The sequence below is a fragment of the Sphingobacterium sp. LZ7M1 genome (genome assembly GCF_024296865.1).
Classification (GTDB): domain Bacteria; phylum Bacteroidota; class Bacteroidia; order Sphingobacteriales; family Sphingobacteriaceae; genus Sphingobacterium.
Map to the genome: position 1 here is coordinate 667,526 of NZ_CP101134.1, position 17,774 is coordinate 685,299.

At 38.8% G+C, this 17,774-nt stretch carries 11 protein-coding genes; 2 read left to right on the forward strand and 9 right to left on the reverse strand.

The annotated features are described in order from the left end of the window. Nucleotides 1-14: 14 nt before the first annotated feature. The gene (locus NMK93_RS02875) at nucleotides 15-665 is read right to left on the reverse strand and encodes an epoxyqueuosine reductase QueH (protein WP_254526411.1); all 651 of its coding nucleotides are present in this window, start codon (nucleotides 663-665) and stop codon (nucleotides 15-17) included. A 126-nt stretch (nucleotides 666-791) separates the two neighbouring features. Here NMK93_RS02875 and NMK93_RS02880 point away from each other — a divergent pair, with 126 nt between their 5' ends. Beyond that, on the forward strand, nucleotides 792-1,886 hold the full coding sequence (locus NMK93_RS02880) for a hypothetical protein (protein ID WP_254526409.1): 1,095 nt from the start codon (nucleotides 792-794) through the stop codon (nucleotides 1,884-1,886). Nucleotides 1,887-1,922: 36 nt separating this feature from the next. Here the strand turns inward: NMK93_RS02880 and NMK93_RS02885 are convergent, their stop codons facing one another. The 8 genes from NMK93_RS02885 to NMK93_RS02915 form a co-directional block, all read right to left on the reverse strand. Further along, nucleotides 1,923-2,780 (reverse strand): transglutaminase-like domain-containing protein, encoded by an 858-nt coding sequence (locus NMK93_RS02885; RefSeq protein WP_185211076.1) that lies wholly within the window; start codon nucleotides 2,778-2,780, stop codon nucleotides 1,923-1,925. Between the two features lie 50 nt (nucleotides 2,781-2,830). Continuing rightward, nucleotides 2,831-3,490, reverse strand: coding sequence for an ABC transporter ATP-binding protein (locus NMK93_RS02890; RefSeq protein ID WP_185215986.1), 660 nt, complete (start codon nucleotides 3,488-3,490; stop codon nucleotides 2,831-2,833). A gap of 153 nt (nucleotides 3,491-3,643) precedes the next feature. Beyond that, nucleotides 3,644-6,040: an ABC transporter permease gene (locus tag NMK93_RS02895; protein WP_254526408.1), complete on the reverse strand. Its 2,397-nt coding sequence runs from the start codon at nucleotides 6,038-6,040 to the stop codon at nucleotides 3,644-3,646. 153 nt (nucleotides 6,041-6,193) lie between these two features. Further along, nucleotides 6,194-8,599, reverse strand: a complete 2,406-nt coding sequence (locus NMK93_RS02900) for an ABC transporter permease (RefSeq protein ID WP_254526406.1) — start codon at nucleotides 8,597-8,599, stop codon at nucleotides 6,194-6,196. 98 nt (nucleotides 8,600-8,697) lie between these two features. Further along, the gene (locus NMK93_RS02905; protein WP_254526404.1) at nucleotides 8,698-11,088 is read right to left on the reverse strand and encodes an ABC transporter permease; all 2,391 of its coding nucleotides are present in this window, start codon (nucleotides 11,086-11,088) and stop codon (nucleotides 8,698-8,700) included. An 861-nt stretch (nucleotides 11,089-11,949) separates the two neighbouring features. Then, the gene (locus NMK93_RS19690; protein WP_302328285.1) at nucleotides 11,950-12,081 is read right to left on the reverse strand and encodes a hypothetical protein; all 132 of its coding nucleotides are present in this window, start codon (nucleotides 12,079-12,081) and stop codon (nucleotides 11,950-11,952) included. Nucleotides 12,082-12,221: 140 nt separating this feature from the next. After that, a complete protein-coding gene (locus NMK93_RS02910) occupies nucleotides 12,222-14,669 on the reverse strand; it encodes an ABC transporter permease (protein ID WP_254534177.1) in 2,448 nt (815 codons plus the stop codon). A 145-nt stretch (nucleotides 14,670-14,814) separates the two neighbouring features. After that, nucleotides 14,815-17,208 (reverse strand): ABC transporter permease, encoded by a 2,394-nt coding sequence (locus NMK93_RS02915; protein ID WP_254526399.1) that lies wholly within the window; start codon nucleotides 17,206-17,208, stop codon nucleotides 14,815-14,817. A 187-nt stretch (nucleotides 17,209-17,395) separates the two neighbouring features. Between NMK93_RS02915 and NMK93_RS02920 the strand changes: the two genes are divergently transcribed. Next, nucleotides 17,396-17,545, forward strand: coding sequence for a hypothetical protein (locus NMK93_RS02920; RefSeq protein WP_254526397.1), 150 nt, complete (start codon nucleotides 17,396-17,398; stop codon nucleotides 17,543-17,545). The last annotated feature ends 229 nt before the right edge of the window (nucleotides 17,546-17,774 follow it).

Here is a 17,774-nt window from a genome sequence, read left to right on the forward strand (position 1 = left end):
AAAAATCGTCTAGGCTATTCGTAATAATTTTTTCCTAATTCAATTTTCGGACGGTCGTTCGCCATCCGCCATTTATTGGTGTCGCGCAATGAATAGGCACAACCGCAATATTCCTGCATGTAAAACCTTTCTTTCTTGCTGATTTCCAACATTCTCGCCGAACCACCTTTCTTGCGCCAGTTGAAAGTCCAATATTCCATGTTCGGATATCGCGAAGCAGCTCTTACACCACAGTCGTTGATCTGGCTCATCGTTTTCCAACGTGAGATTCCCAATGAACTAGAGATCACATCAAAACCATTTTGGGCCGCATATTCCGCTGTTTTCTCAAATCGCATGTCAAAACACATCGTACAGCGAATGCCCCTTTCAGGTTCATGCTCCATGCCTTTTGCCAACTCAAACCAATGATCAACATCGTAATCGGCATCAATGAATGGAATATTGTGCTTCTCAGCAAATCGGATATTCTCCTCCTTCCTTAGATCGTACTCCTTCCGTGGATGAATGTTAGGATTATAGAAATAGATCGTGAAATCTATATTTGAAGCAATCAATGCCTCCATTACCTCACCAGAACAGGGAGCACAGCAGGAGTGAAGCAAAAGCTTTTTCCCTTCGTTGGGCAATTCCAACTTCTCTCTTACAAATTCTTTGGTCTCCATTGCTTTATTATCTATTCTGCAATTTTACGGAAATACATCTATTTAACCAACTTTAACAATCTTAAAGCCCTGAGAGCTCGCCTTCAAACGATTATTTTATACATTTGTAATATAATTGATTATTTTATGAAACTGAAGTACTTATTCGCTCTCCTCGCCATCGCCACCCTCATTGGATTTTATTCCTGTGAAAAAGACGATGATGAACCACCCGCAAGCAACTCGATTTCAAGACTCTATATATCTTACTCTGATTTTAACGAAAACCCTGATTTAACGCAATTCAACAATGTTGTGCTATTGCCTAATTCAGATGATGAAGAAAATATGGGCCTTCGTGCCACTCCCTTTTTATCAAATGTAAAGGGAGGGAATACCATCTATTTCAATCCTAGTGCAAGACTCATTTTCCAATCTTCAATTAATACAACGGTTACAGATACTTTCGTTTATAAGCTTAATATCGGTGAAACAGGAGCTTTGAGCAATGACAACAATAGAATTCGTCAAGGCCTGTTAAGAGATGTCCGAGGTTTAGTATTCCATCCAAGTCTGGATAAATTGTATACCATTTCCAATGGTGGCGGAACACCGGCCTACTATGTATTCGACAGACCTAGAGGATTATCGGAATTCAGGAAACCTGGACAGACCTATCATTTCAAAAACGAAATTGTACCTTGGGATGTGACCATTGTCAAAAGTGGATTGGTGGTAAGTAAATCTGGTACGAACGGAGGAGTTGAAATTTACGACAATCTAGTTATCTCCCGAGATTCAATAGTCCAATCGGTCGAACCTTCCAAGATACTGACGGTCTCAGATGCAGTTAATATCCGTGGAATGTCGGTTGATACAGTGAACAATATGCTAGCTCTGACAGATTTTGTACAGACTGGAACAGGAGCATCAGCCACATACGAGGGAAGAATCCTGATCTTTGATGATTATGCGAAAATTAGTGCCGCAACTGGTGCCATTAGCCCAACACGTATCATTAAAGGGGTAAATACCAAGTTAAAACAACCAGTGGATGTAGAACTTGATTTCAGAAAGGACAGCAAATATATCTATGTTGCTGATCCAATTTCAAAAGCAGTTTATCGATTCTTAAAGACAGACAATGGAGATGTTGCGCCAAATGCAACTTATCAATATCAGCAACCTGGTAGAGCCGAAGCTTCGGTTCCAAGAGGAATATCCCTGGATGCTCGGAATTAAATAAGAAAAATATTGAATTTATATAGGAAGACGGGGTTAATTAATCTCGTCTTCTTCGATTAAGGTCAGCAGGGTTTCCACTTCAAATTTCTTTTCTGCATTATCAACATGCTCATAGGCTGCGATCAGGTTCCTCAAAACCCTTTTTATGATCGCGATATTATCGCAGGGAAGGGTATAGTTATCAGAAAGAGGTAGGTTCAATTGTCTCAAGAAAGCATAGATATCTTCTTCCCGCATGATCTGTCCACGGTTGAAAACATTGATGTAGAATTGGACCTTATCCTGATTCTCCCCGTCTACATAGGCCAAAACAAAATGTTTGGGAAGATTGACCCCATAGATTGGAATGTCTAGCTTCTGGGCCACCAATGCATAGATACAGGCCAAACTGATCGGATTTCCCTTTTTTGTTTCCAGCACCTTATGGATAAAGGAATTTTGCGGATCATGATAGTTAGAGGTGTTTCCAGAGAGACCAAATTCCCGGAAAAGGATATTGTTGAGCAGTTTCACTTTCTCCACCGGACTCATATCATACATCAGATGGTACCACGCATTTCTGCGCAGTTCCGCCAGTTGGTAATAAACCTGTTCTTCATGAAGATTGGGATATTGATAGCGGTTGATGATCAGCAGGCCTTCCAAGAGGTCCTCGGAGTTGTTGAGTTTCCAAAGTTGAAGGTCATTCTTGACCTGGTCATATTGGATTTTATGAATGATGTTTTCAATCCTGCTTTGTGAAAGCGGGTCAAAAGAAGATTCCCACGAGTGTTCCAATAAAGGTATAACCTCAGGCCCACATGTGATTAGTTTGTGCTCTATCTCTTGAAAAATCTCCCGGTCGGGGTCATCCAAAAGATAGATGAGTGCCTTAATTTCTTTTTCATTCACAATGAAATTTACGAAATAAAAGGCAATCCCAAAAATCCTTCAGCAAATTGTTATTTTAATTGACCATCCAACATATTGATGATGGACTTGCCGTATTCTGCATTCTTCTCAGAGTGAGTCACTTGTATGATGGTCATGCCGTCATCGTTCAGTTGTTTGAACAGCTCCATGATTTCTTCACCTTGTTTCGAATTCAGGTTTCCCGTAGGCTCATCGGCCAACAACAATCTTGGCGATCCTGCCAATGCCCTCGCAATGCCCACCACTTGTTGCTGTCCACCAGAAAGTTGGGCCGGAAAAAGATCCTTCTTGCCCACGATGTTAAATCGATCCAACATATCGGATACAATGCTCTTCCGTTCTGAAGACGAAAGGTTCTTGTAGATCAATGGCGTTTCAATATTTTCATAAACAGTCAACTCATCAATCAAATGGTAAGATTGAAATACATATCCGATATGTGACTGAAACAATTGCGATCTCTTTTTCGCTTTCATGTTCAGCACATCTTCCCCCATAAAATTATAACTACCCTCATCTGGTTCATCCAGCATCCCAATAACATTCAATAAAGTCGATTTCCCAGACCCAGAAGGCCCCATAATGGAAACAAAATCCCCCTCGTTGATTTCCAGATTGATATCCTTTAAAATAAAGTTTTTGGCTCCACCAACATTGTACCACTTAAAAATGTGTTCTAATTTTATCATGTTTTTTTTATAGTATTTAGTATCAAGTATTTAGTATTTAGACCTTTCCTGCTCCACAGGACCGTCTTAATTCTTCCTATCCTTTCCAATCAGGTTAATATCTCAAATCTCACATCTCACATCTCAAATCCACTCAAAGGCAAAGCCCCTGAGTTACTCATCCCTCAAGCTATCCACCGGATTTTCATTGGCTGCCTTAATTGATTGAAAGCATACAGTAATAAATAACATAAACAATATGCTTAGAATGGCTAGACCAAAATACCAGAATTTTATCTCGATATGATAAGCAAAATTGTTAAGCCAGGATTCGATTAAAAGGTAAGAAATTGGCACTGCAATTACGGTCCCAATAATGAATATTTTAAAGAATGGCTTATTGAGCTGGAAAAAGATCGAAGCGATTGATGCCCCTAAGACCTTCCGTATGCTCATTTCTTTTCTTTTGATAGATATCTGGTATGCAGACATGCTAAACAAGCCTAGACAAGCAATAATAACAGCCAATAATGTAAATCCATTGAATGCCTTTTGCAGCTCTATCTGTTTCTTTTGCAGGCTAGCATAGCTTTGATCCATAAATTCATAATCCAAAGGCAATGATTCAGCAGAAGGGTTTTTCAACCATTCCTTTTCCATGGTTTTTATAGCAGCTTCAGTTTTTCCTTCCGCGGTTTTTACAATAAAAGCTGTTTTAAATCTACCTTTGCCACATTCATCCTTATAGGAGTAAATTGTTGGTTTCACTTTGTTTTCAAATCCATAGGCAATGCTGTTTTGCACAACCCCTACGATTTCAAAATTAGCATCACAACCAGCAATGGAAGCTCCAATCGGATTATCGAGATTCCATGCTTTTGCTGCAGCTTCATTAATGACAGCATAACGTTTGGTAGAATCCGTAATTAATTTGTCCATGGAGATATTGTTTCCACCAGTCAGGAAATTGATGTTTAATGTCTGGAAAAACTCAGGATCAATGCCCACATGATCCAAGTCCTGTTTTACAGTATTATACTTAAATTCAAATTGTGGCGGCAACTCTCTGGCTCCAGGGATAGTGGTTGCTCGCGAAGCGGAGACAATACTAGGGTCTTGTAGCAATCGCTGCTTGAAGTCATAAAAAGTCCCATCAACCTTATTGTCATAATACATTGCAACCCCGATAAAATTGATAACCTGGGAAGGCTCAAATCCTTTGTCAGAATCCTTCATGAAATTGACTTGCTGTCTTACGACAAACATGCCAGTTACAAATATGATCGCAATAATAAATTGGGCTATGGTTAGAATATTCCGAAGACGGTTATTCATACCAAAGGAAAGATTGTTACCCTTTAATAATCTCACAGAATTAAATCCAGATAACGAAAGCGCTGGATATATTCCTGATATCAAGGTGCAAACCAAAATACCAATCAGTAATTGACCCAGAGTTTGAATATTCAGGATATATCGCATCAGATCATCATTAAACCATTTCTGCAAGGAATTTCCAGTAATGATGAGCAATACAAAAGATAAGATTGCTGATAAAGTGGTTAGTACCAAGACCTCCAAGAGCATTTGTCGAATCAATGCAAATCTTGAGCTTCCCAAAATTTTCTTAATGGCTAACTCTTTCAGGCGCTGATTGGCTTTTGCCATCATCATATTGGCGAAATTGGCACATGCCAGGATCAAGATAGTGATTGATAGAACCCCAAGGATCCATACGATGAGGAAGTTCGTATTACTGCCAGCTTTTGGTTTCAAATATAGATTTTGAAGCGGATCCAAATAGACCTTGCCTTTAGCAAAGGCCGAACTTTGAATTCTTGCCTTCTTGGAAAATGTGTTGGTAAAGTGGTCATTTATTTTGCTGTTTAATTGCTCGATATCAGTACCTTTTTTTACTTGGATAAAGGTCTGAACTAGATAAGGGTTACCTTCTTCCTCCGTATCTATTTTTCGGATATAGAGGACATCGCCATCGATAATCGAAAGCTTTCTTTCTTGTGCCAATCCATAGAACGTATCATGGACCCCCATCGCAAGGCTGAGGGCAGGAACTTTCTTGGGTTCACTAAAATCTTGATATTCCTTAAAAAGCAATTTTGCAATCGGTTCCTTGATTAGGTTCGCCTCATTCTGCTCAGCATTCTTGTATAAGGGACCGTTCTTACTTTCGATTTGAAATATCCTAGCCAGCGAAGAGTCTATTGCCAGAGCTTTTTTGATATTGACTGTTGATTCTCCAAATAATGGATAAATTCCCCAAGTGAAATCTATCTTTCTTCCGGCATATTGTATTTCTGGAAAATTATCTTTCAGCGTCTGCGCCATCGAAGGTAGCATATCAACGCTGTATTCTCCATTGGCCTCCAGACCAACTTGATAAATTCGATCATAATTTGGATTCCATTTATCATAACTGCTTTCCCTATTGATAAACTGATAAGATAAAATAAACCCAGCAAATCCCAAGGTTAACCCAAGGATATTCAACAAGGAGAAACTTTTGTTATTCCATAGATTCCTCCATGCTATTTTCAAATCGTGCTCTATCATATCTTATGTTTAGTATTTAGTATCAAGTATTTAGTATTTAGACTTTTCCTGCTCCACAGGATCGTCTTAAATCATCCTATCCTTTCCAATCAGGTTAATATCTCATATCTCACATCTCACATCTCAAATCCAATCAAGGGCACAGCCCTTGAGTTACTCATCCCTCAAGCTATCCACCGGATTGGCCTTGGCCGCTTTCAAGGATTGGAAACTCATCGTCAAGAAGGCAATAACAACAGTAGCCAGTGCCGGAATTACAAACATCCACCAAGATATTTCAATTTTATAGGCAAAATCATCTAACCACTTATTGGACGCCCACCAAGCAATTGGTGAAGCAATCAAAATGGAAATTAAGACCAGCTTGATATAATCTTTTGAAAGCAAGCCAACGATTCCAGAAATGGAACTTCCCAATACTTTACGGATCCCTATTTCTTTCGTTCGTTGAGCGGTAGAAATAGTCACCAAACCAATTAACCCGAGGCAACTCAATAAGATGGTAACCCCTGTAGAAAGGTTGATGATTTTAGAAAACTTATGGTCCGCCTCGTACAGTTGACGGATATTCTCATCGTAAAATTTATAGGCAAATGGAGCATTTGGATATATATTCTTCCATTCTTTTTCGATTGTCTCCAAAGAAGATTTCCAAGTTTTTGGATCAGCATGTAGTTTGACGGATATGTATTGGAGCTGACCTCTAAATTTAGTAGTCAACATAGCTACCCCTTCTTTTTCGGTATGAAAAGATTTGCTGGTATAGTTTGAGGTAATACCTGTAATCGTTCTGTCCTTACCATAGGCACTTACGGCTTTTCCAATCGCTTCTTCAGGACTTTTGAAGCCCATTTCTTCGATAGCTAATTCATTTAGGATGATTCCTGAACTGGTATCTGCCAATGTCATATTTCTTCCGGCAAGCAACTTAATCCCATAAACATCTAAATAGTCTTTGTCTACAAACTTGAAAGGCACATTCACTTTCACTACTCCAGTGTCCGCTGTGGAAGAAACAAAGTTCCCCCAATGGTTATTGGACAATGGTAAATGGCCTAGGGCCACCCCAGCAACCTGACTAAGTTTTAACAAAGCATCCTTAAATACATAAGGGTCGACATCAGCATTTTGATCGACCTTATAAGGTAATTGCATTGTAATCAATGCTTGATGGTTAAACCCAAGGTCTGAAGTCATGGTATGTTTCATTTGCATCCCCATGATAAAGGTGGAAACAACAAAGCCCTGTGCAATGACAAATTGAAATATGATCAATACCTTTCTGATGGAAATGCTTCCAACCGATAATTTTCCAATTCCTTTCATCTTGATGACCTCAGAGATCTGAACCTTGTTGATCAGGTAAGCAGGATAAAGGCTCGAAGCAATGCTAATGAAAATGACTAAGCCTACTATGAAGATACTTACTGGCAAAATATCTGAAAATGAATTCAGGTTTGCTGGTAAATAAGAGGCAAATGCTTTTTCGAATATTTTGGTTAAGGGCCAAGATAGAAATAGAGCGAACAGACTAATGAAAAATGTTTCCAGCAAAAATGATTTGGTGACATCAAAAGGTTGTTCGCCTAATGTTTTGCGGATGCCAATTTCCTTGGCTCGATAAGGTACTTGAGCTGTAGTCAGATTGATATAGTTGATGGTCGCTAATAAGAGTAAAAATATTCCTATTCCGATGAATCCATAAACTACTTTAATATTCGAACTGTTCTGAAGGTTCTTGTCAAAATGTACATCGGCAAGAGGAGTTACACCAGCTCTGGCCTTGGTATTCATTTCAGCGAATTCCGTTTTGGCCATTTCATGGATTTTCTTGCTGACTTCTTTCACGAAGGCATCCCTATTGTTTGGCGACTTTAATTTAACAAATAAAGTGATATCAGACATAAAGGAAACCCAGAGGTCTGAATTCCAATTTCTGTCCGATATCTTTACAAATTCCTTTGCCAAAAAGCTACTTGGACTTTCCAGATCTTTTACGACTCCAGAAACAGAAAAGAGTGTCGTGTCATACATTAATGTTTTTCCAACAACTTCTTTGGGATCCATATTTGGGAAATATTGATTCGCCCTACTGCTGGTTAGTATGACCTCATCTGGGTGCTGTAAAGCTTTATTGGGATTTCCAGCCAACCATTCATAAGGAACCATTTTGAAATAATCACTCGTAGTTTCAATGATGTTCTCTTGATCTTCAATTGTAAAACTCTCCTTGGAGTCCGAACTGTTCCTGATTTTTGGATAATACCTCCTATTGACCGGAACCGAAAGCTCTACACTCGAAAGGTTCTCTTTAATATATCTGGCTAATGGAGTTGGAACCCCATCAAACCGATCAGTAGAACCTACCTCATCGAAAACCCCATATACCTTGAATATTTTCTCCCCTTCAGCATGGTTCTTGTCAAAACTCAATTCGTAGTTCACCAGCCTAAAAACGATCCAACAGGCACTGATCCCAATGGCCAAGCCTATAATATTCAGGAAGGTAAATAACTTATTCTTCCATAATTTCCTAAAAATCAAATTCAAGTTCTTCATAATCTTTGCTAAATCAAAAAGTAATTTATTTATTCGCTTTTATAACCTTTCCACTCTCTCAAATCTCAAATCCATTCAAGGGCAAAGCCCTTGAATAATCATTCATCCTTCAAACTGTCCACCGGATTTGCCCTTGCTGCCTTAAACGCCTGGCCTCCAATGGTCATAAATGAAATCATGAGGGTAATCAAACCAGCAGCAAAGAATATCCACCATTCAATATGGATATGGTAAACAAAGTTGCTGAGCCATTTATCCATGGCCCAATACCCTAATGGAATAGCAATTATAAATGCCAAGACTACCAATTTTATGAAATCAGAAGTCAATAGAGCCACCAGTTTACTTACCGAAGCACCCAACACCTTTCTGATACCAATCTCTTTAACGCGTTGCTGTGCTGTATAGGCAGATATTGCAAAGAGACCGATACAAGCAATTACTATGGTGACTAAGGCAAAGAGTTGCATAATCTTGGTGGTTTGTTGCTCTTGTTTGTAAAGTGCAGCATAATCATCATCCAAGAAATGATAATTAAAGGTGGTATTAGGTAATATTTTGTTAAAGGCTACCTGTATATCCTGTAAAGCTTGAGTCGTATTGGCACCTGCATTTATCTTTACAAAAACATTCCCAAAATAGCTGTATTCAGGAAATAACGCTACTGGTCGAACTTCTTCTTTCAATGAAGCAAAGTTGAAATTGTCTACCACTGCCTTCACAGGTCCCCTTCTTCCATTAATATTGACGGTCTTCCCGATTGCTTCCTCTGGAGTCCACCCAATTCTTTCTGCCGCCATTTTATTGATGATGATGGCTACAGATCGCGTAGCAGAAGTGTCCTTAGCTTTGATGATATCCGTTTCGTTCAATGGTTCCCCAGCGAGAATTGGAATTTCAAAAGTCGACAAAAAGTCTCGTTCGATCGGCAATGCCGTAATATCCATGTTGAAGTTTGGATTCTTGCCTTCAGAGGTTTCCAAAGAATAACCACCCTGCACATTGACAGGCGAATCATAAGAGGCCGAAATACTTTTGATGGATCCGATGTTCTTAAGTTCATTTTTCAAGTTTTCCACCCCTGTAGATTGTAATACGTCTCCATCCAAAACAACAATCTGAGAACGGTTCAGGCCAGTATCCATGGTCTGGATAAATTGCATCTGCCTATAGGCAAACAAAGTACAGATCACTAAAAATATCGAAATGCAATATTGGAAGGTTATCAAAATCTTGGCAATTGAAAACTTTGTCTTACTCGACTTTAGTTGACCCTTGATGACGCTGATAGGTTTGAATTGTGCAATGACCCATGCTGGCCAACCTGATGCAATAAAATTCAATACAACGAAGAAGGTTAATACAGCAAAATAGAAAGACGGATTTGACCATAGTTCGAGTTTCATGGGAACACCTAAATATACGCTGAATACAGGTAATAATATCCAAGCAAGCAGAAGCCCCAACAGTAAAGCTATTCCAACCATCATTCCACCTTCCACAATAAATTGATTGAAAATTCCCTTTTTGTGAGCACCAATGACTTTTCGAACGGCGATCTCTTTAGCCCTCTCCGTAGCATGGGCTAGGGATAGATTGGTAAAGTTTACCGCCGAGATCAGTAGGAGGGCAGCTGCTAAGAAGCCGAAGATATACAGGTACAATAGGTTTCCTGAACCAGCTGCTTTGGAATGTAAGTGCACTGTTTCTATGTTTTCAAGATTGATCTTAATGGTATAACCCGCATCATATTGCTCTTTCAGTTGATGCTTCATAAAGGCATCTACCTTTTCCTGTAATGCCTGCTGATTGACATTCGCTTTCAACAAAACAAAAGTGATGTCATTTGCTGATCCCCATTGAGGTTCTTGTTGGTATCTCTTCAAGCCTTTGTTTGATAGCAAAGCAGAAAACTTGATTTCGGTATAGGTTGGTAAATCCTCGATGACCGCTGTTATGGTCCAAGGTGATTTATCGATCATAATCGTTTTACCAATAGCATTTTCATTCGAAAAATACTTCTTAGCCAACGATTCAGTCAATACAATATCATTCGGATTCGATAGTGCAGCATTTACATTTCCTGAAAGGACCTTATAATCTAAGACTTTTAAAAAATCCTCATCCACATATTTTAGACCAGACTCTTTAATTGATTCCGAGCCATTTTCGATCAAGGCAGCATTATTGTAAGTATACATCCTGACGGCTTTCTCGATTTCAGGAAATTCCTTTGCAAAGACCGGAGCTACAGCCGTGGGAGTTACCCTCCAATAGGTGAATTCAGCATCTTCCGGAGATTTCACTGAAGAAGTAACCAGCGAAACCCGATCCGAATTGGATAGATATCGATCATAACTCAACTCATGGTAAACATAGGCCAACAACAATAAAAAACAGGTTATCCCCAATGCTAAACTGGCAATATTGATAATCGAAAAACCCTTGTTTTTGCGAATGTTCCGAAAAGCTATCTTTAGATTATTCATGCTAATATTGGTAATGTGTTTCCCTTCGAGTAAATGCCTAATTGCATTGAGCTATTTACCCGCTGAATTAAAATACAATACATTTGCCATTAATGTAAAGCATTGAAAAACAGATTAATGCAATTGTTTAGGGTGTTTGACATGTTCGATATCGAACGCTTTTTGTTCGGTACTGAACGGTTGCGGGATAATTGTCAGCAGACACAAGACACTGAAAAGAAGAAATTATTCAAAGGGGGTATTTCTTGAATAATTCCGTTATATCGCTCAATTGCCAATTTAACCCCTAAAGGGGTAGTACAGCGGACTAAATCTTTGCTAAAATATTTTCACCCCTACAGGGTGATAGGGGTCATATTTTTTAACACCTTGGAAAACCCCATTCGGGGTTTAATTATTTTAGAAAATGATAGAATTGAATGATTACCCCTTTAGGGGTTCAATCCGGATTCCGGTAGTTTAAGTGTCTAATACCAATTCAACCCCTAAAGGGGTAGTACAGCTAAAAAATCCTTGCTAAAATAATTTCACCCTTACAGGGTGATATGTGCACTATATTTTTAATACCTTGGAAAACCCCATTAGGGGTTTAATTATTTTAGAAAATGATGGAATTGAAGGATTACCCCTTTAGGGGTTCAATTATGGATTCCGGTAGATTATTGACCTATTATCCATTCAACCCTTAAAGGGGTAGTACAGCGGACTAAATCTTTGCTAAAATAATTTCACCCCTACAGGGTGATATGTGCATTTTATATTTTTATGATGGAAATAAGATATTATCAATCTTGGGGTCTTCCCAAATCTTGGCTGATCCTCTCATCCCGTACCCTGAGCTGCGTCGAAGGGCATCCTGGTTCAAATCCAAAATCTTGGCCCATCCTCCAATCCTTTCCATCCTGGTTCAAATCCAAAATCTTGGCCCATCCTCCAATCCTTTCCATCCTGGTTCAAATCCAAAATCTTGGCCCATCCTCCAATCCTTTCCATCCTGGTTCATTTCCAAATCTTGGCCCATCCTCCCATCCCTTTCATCCTGGTTCAAACTCTAACCCCTGTTAATAATTCCATCCCCACTAAAAGCCATCGGTCTAAATACTAAATACTTAATACTAAATACTTGAAAAAAATCACTCATCCTTCAAGCTATTGACAGGATTGATCCTTCCAATCCTAAGAGCATGATAACAAATGGTGCAGAAAGCAATAAACAGGCTTATACCACCAGCTGCTAAAAACACCCATGGCTTAATATCAATTCTATAGCTAAAATCTTTCAACCAATTGTTCATTGCCCACCATGCAATTGGTGAAGCGATGATAATGGCAATAAAAACCAGTTTTATAAAATCTGTAGAAAGCAATTTGATAATTCCTGGAAGGCTTGCACCTAATACTTTTCGGATACCGATTTCTTTTGTCCGCTGTTGAGTGACAAATGCTGCCAAGCCAAACAATCCCAAGCAGGCAATAAAAATGGCGAACAGGGCGAAGGTTGAAACGATCGCTTGAGTGCGTTGAACGTCAGCATAGAGATTCTCAAATCCTTCATCTAAGAAAGTATATTGAATTTTCTGATTTGGAGAGAAACTGTTCCAAACTTTATTGATTTCTGCAAGGGTCTGTTCGAGGTTATTCGTATTAAGCTTGATGGAAATCATATTAGGACTACCACCTATCATCAATGCCAATGGTTTTACCGCCTCGCCTTTCATATCGCCAAAAATAAAATCTTCAACCACCCCGATGATGGTAAAGGTTGCGAAATTCCGGATCTTGGCTCCGATGGGATTGGTTATGCCGAGTTCCCTAACCATGCTTTGGTTGACGACGACTGCTGTTGAGTCGGTTGGCATCTCCATATTAAAATTCCTGCCTTCAATCAGTTTGATACCAAATGTCTTTAGGTAATCTACATCGACCAACCAATTTTGCCCGCCAATTCCTACATCCTCATTCTGCCTGCCATCGATCCAATAGGCATTGCCATTCCGTCTTACCCCATCCATCATGACCGGTAAATAATCACCAACCGAAACCGAGGAAACAGTCGAAATACCTTTCAGTTCCTCTTTCATCGCTTTTTGCTTTCCATCCCAAGTTCCTGTCCCGCGTAAAACCAAGACCTGTTCCTTATTAAAACCTAAATCTTTGTGGAGAATATATTTTACCTGTTGATTGATGATTAATGTTCCTATGATCAGGATTATTGATGTAGAAAATTGAAAGACCACCAATCCATTTCTAAACCAGTTGTTCCCAGATTTTAGATTGAGTTTTCCTTTGAGAACGGCAATTGGTTTAAAGGAAGAAAGATATAGGGCAGGATAAACACCCGAAATGATGCCTATAAAACATCCAAAGAATAAGAGTGAAGGAATATAAACTAAATTCTTCCATGGGAAAGTCAAAGATTTGCCAGCTATGCCATTAAAATAAGGCAATAAAAGATAAGCAATGGCGATGGCAATCAATATCGAAATTAGGGAATATAATAACGATTCAGTAATAAACTGCCAAATCAGTGAACTGCGGTCAGAACCAATCGTTTTTCTTACACCAACCTCCTTAGCACGCGTATTTGCATTGGCAGTGGAAAGATTGATGAAATTGATGATGGCAATAATCAATATTAAAGCTGCTATTCCGGCAAAGATGTAGACCAATTGGGCATCACCTCGATTCTGGTTTTCAATCTTGTTATTTTGGATCCCTTTTGAATGCAAGTGAATATCTTTCAACGGCTGTAAGGTCATTTTCGCAGACTTCCATATTTCTTCATTGACCGCCATTCCTGCCTGTACTACGGCTGGTCGATAATGATCATCAATATAGGATCTGGTTAGTTTTTTCTCTAGTTGAGTAATATCAGTTCCATCTTTTACTTTGAAATAGGTCGAATAATTGGAAGCTAACCAGTTCTGTTTCTCCCCAGGGTAAGGTTCATGACCACTTAAGGTCATAAAGAAATCAAAGCCGTAAAAGTTCGAGTTGGTTGGGATATCATCGATTACAGCGGTTATGCTATAGCCCTTGGATTTATCATTATTTAGATAAATAATCTTTCCAATAGGATCTCCTTTGAATAACTTCTCAGCCTTACTTTTGGTAATGACAATCGTATTGGGATTATCCAAAGCATGATTTAAGGTGCCAAAAACCGTTTCCATCCGAAACATGTCCATTATGCCTTGATCGACAAAACAAAACCCTTCCTCGCTAAAGAGTTCCGGATTTTCATTGGTAGCAACCTGATTACTGCCTGCACCAAAAAGCGGATTCGATAATACGCGACCAAAAGCAGTAATTTCAGGGAACTCCTCCTTCAATTCAGGCCCAGCAGGAGCCGGCATAGAAACGCCCTTCTGTACCACATTATCCCTTGTAATTACTCCTACAACCCTGAATATCTGATTAGAGTCCTTATAGAATTTATCATAACTCAATTCATGCTGTATATAAAGCACAATCAATAAGCAAATAGCCATGCTAAATGCAAATCCCCCAATCTTGATTATGGAATAAAACCTCTGATTCTTGAGGTTCCTCCAAGCGATTTTTATATTGTTTTGAAACATTTTTTTCTTAGTATTTAGTAGCTAGTATTTAGTATTAAGACTCGCATGTATCAATTATATTTACGTTTTAGAAATTTTAAGTTCAGTTTTATAGACTCCATAGGTCTAAATACTAAATACTTAATACTAAATACTTTAAAAAGAATTACTCATCCCTCAAACTATCCACAATATTCGCATTCGCGGCTCTAAAGGCTTGCCAAGCGATGGTAGACCAAGCAATGATAACGGCTAGACCTGCTGCTAGGGCAAACATCCACCATTGGATATTGATGCGGTAGGCATAGGTCTGCAACCAATTATTCATGACCCACCATGCTATTGGTGCTGCCATTAAAAAGGCAATAAGGACTAATCTTATAAAGTCTTTAGAAAGGAGTATAATGATACTGGATACCGAAGACCCTAAGACCTTACGGATACCAATCTCCTTCACCCTTGTATTAATAGTTAATAATGCTAGAGCGAATAACCCTAGGCAAGAAATAACAATGGCTATACTCGTTCCGCTGATGACAATTTTTGAAAATGTCCGCTCCGATTGATACAGGTTCTGCGTGTTCTCATCGAGATAAGAAGGGTCAACCTTAGCTTTTGGATTTACTTTTTTCCATATCGCATTTACCTTATCCAAAGTTTCAGCAAGCTGTTGCGTTTCGACACGGACAAAGATGTATTCCACAGTGAAAACATTTGGATTTACTGAAATGGTTAATGGCTCGACTTGGGCCCTAAGATCTTGGAAATTAAAATCATCCATGATCCCAATCACGGTACTTTTACCGTTCAGGTCTATTTCCTTTCCCAATACTTTATCCGCACCACCAAATTGTGCCGCCATCTGTTTGTTGATAACTACAGCATTCGTATCGGTACCGAAGGAACGGTCAAAATCCCTGCCTCCCAATAATTTGATGCCTAACGTATTTAGGTAATCATAATCTACACGCATGAAATTAGTTTGGATCTCTTTGTTCTCATACTCAAAACCAAAGATGCTCCTTTGTAAAGTGCCATCTCGTCCCTTACCAATATTTACATCCGCTGCACTGACATTCTTTACCCAGGTTTGTTGGCTTAACTCAGCACGCATCCTTTGCACCATATCTTCTTTATTGACTCCAGCACCAATTGGAATACTGATGACTTCAGTTTTATTAAATCCTAATGGCTTATTCGAGATATAGTTCAATTGGGTGCTGATTACAATGGTGGCAATGATCAATATAATGGCGATCACAAATTGCAATACTGTTAATGAACTTCTAAGACTTGATGTTTTTATTTTATTGGATCCCTTTAGGGATTGGATAATATTTGTCCGTGCTGCTTTAAAGGCCGGTAATCCTCCGGCAAGAAGGGAGATTAGCAGGAATGCCACTAGGAAGATAACGAGGTTCTTGATATTAAATAGATCTGTTATTTTCAATTGGTAATTCATGTTGGCATTGAACTGCGGTAAAACCAAATAGGCGATGAGTAACCCTACCAACAATGAAATAATACATAAGATAAAAGATTCTAGGGTCAACTGCTTTACAATGTCCCAGGTCGTTCCGCCTAATGTCTTGCGAGTGCCAATTTCCCTATTTCTACTGATAGCATTAGCTAAGGAGAGATTGATGAAATTGGACGATGCAATAAACATAATTAAGCCCGAGATCAACAATAATATCCAAGGATAATTAGATGATAAAGAGGCTGAAGGACCAAAATCATTTAAGTGTACTTTGGCTAACGGCAATAAGTGGAAACTGAAATAACTGCCATTAACATCTGCTTTTCCGCCATCACGTTTCAACCGGTCTATATCATTTTTAAAAAATTGTTCTGTAAATGCTTTGGTTTCCTTGCCGAAAGTCGCATCGTTGACTTCAGCTTTCATTTTTACATAAACCTCATGGTCTGAGTTGTCCCAGACTTGCGTCTGTTCAAGGTAACCAGGTCTGTTTTCAAATCTATAGAGCGAATTAAAACGAAGGCTCGAATTGCTAGGAATATCTTTCAGGACTGCGCCAATGGTAGCCGCCTTCCAAACCCCATTTAAATTAACCTCAATCTGTTTTCCAACTACATCTGTGTTGTCAAACAGATTCTTTGCCATATTCTCCGTCAAGACCATATTGTCAAGACCCGAAAGGACATTCTTATTACCTGATATAAAAGGAAAATCGAAAATCTTGAAAAAATCCTCATCCACAAATCTATTGGTTGAAGTAAATTCTTTCTCTCCATTTTTCAGTACCAATTTACTATTGGCATAGCGCGTAATACTTTCAATACTTGGAATATCCTTTTTCAACTGTGGCGCTAAAGGTGAAGGCATCGAAGAATCCTCTCTTTTTCCAGTTTCCGGTTCTGAACTTTTATAAAGAAGCGCAATTCTTTCCCCATTAGGATGGAAATTATCAAATGACAACTCAAACATTGCTGTCAAAAACAAAACCGTTGATGCTGCAATGGCAATAGCCAATCCTATGATGTGAATAGCACTTAAGGATTTGGTCTTTAATATCGATCTCCAAGCTGTTTTAAGCATTTTAGTAGTATTGAGATTTGAGTGTTGAAATATGGTAAAGCAAATTCCATATCAATTTTTTTTCGTATTAAACAGCAATTCAATTCATTTGCCATAAATGTAATATATTGATTATCTGTTATTTGTGTATATCCTTAAAGATTGATATGTTCATTATCGGACGATTTGTTGTTCGCTAATGAACGTAATGGATTTGAACCAGGATGGAAAGGATGAGAGGATGGGCCAAGATCTGGATTTGAACCAGGATGGAAAGGATAAGAGGATGGGGCAAGATCTGGATTTGAACCTGGATGGGGTGCGACTTCTAAATACCTTACGACCCTGTCATCCTTGACCGAAGGTCAAGGAACTGTTCGCCAATGCTATCATTAATGTTAATAAAATAATAATATAAACAATGAAAGATCCAAGCTAATTCGGATAGACCTCCATATGAAGGTTTAACTGAAAAATAAGACAAAATAAAACCCCCAACAGGGGGTGGAATCTTTGTAGAAAATGATTTGTTATTTGGGAGAACCCCTAGCGGGGGTGAAATATTTTTCTATACCCTTTTTGTGTCA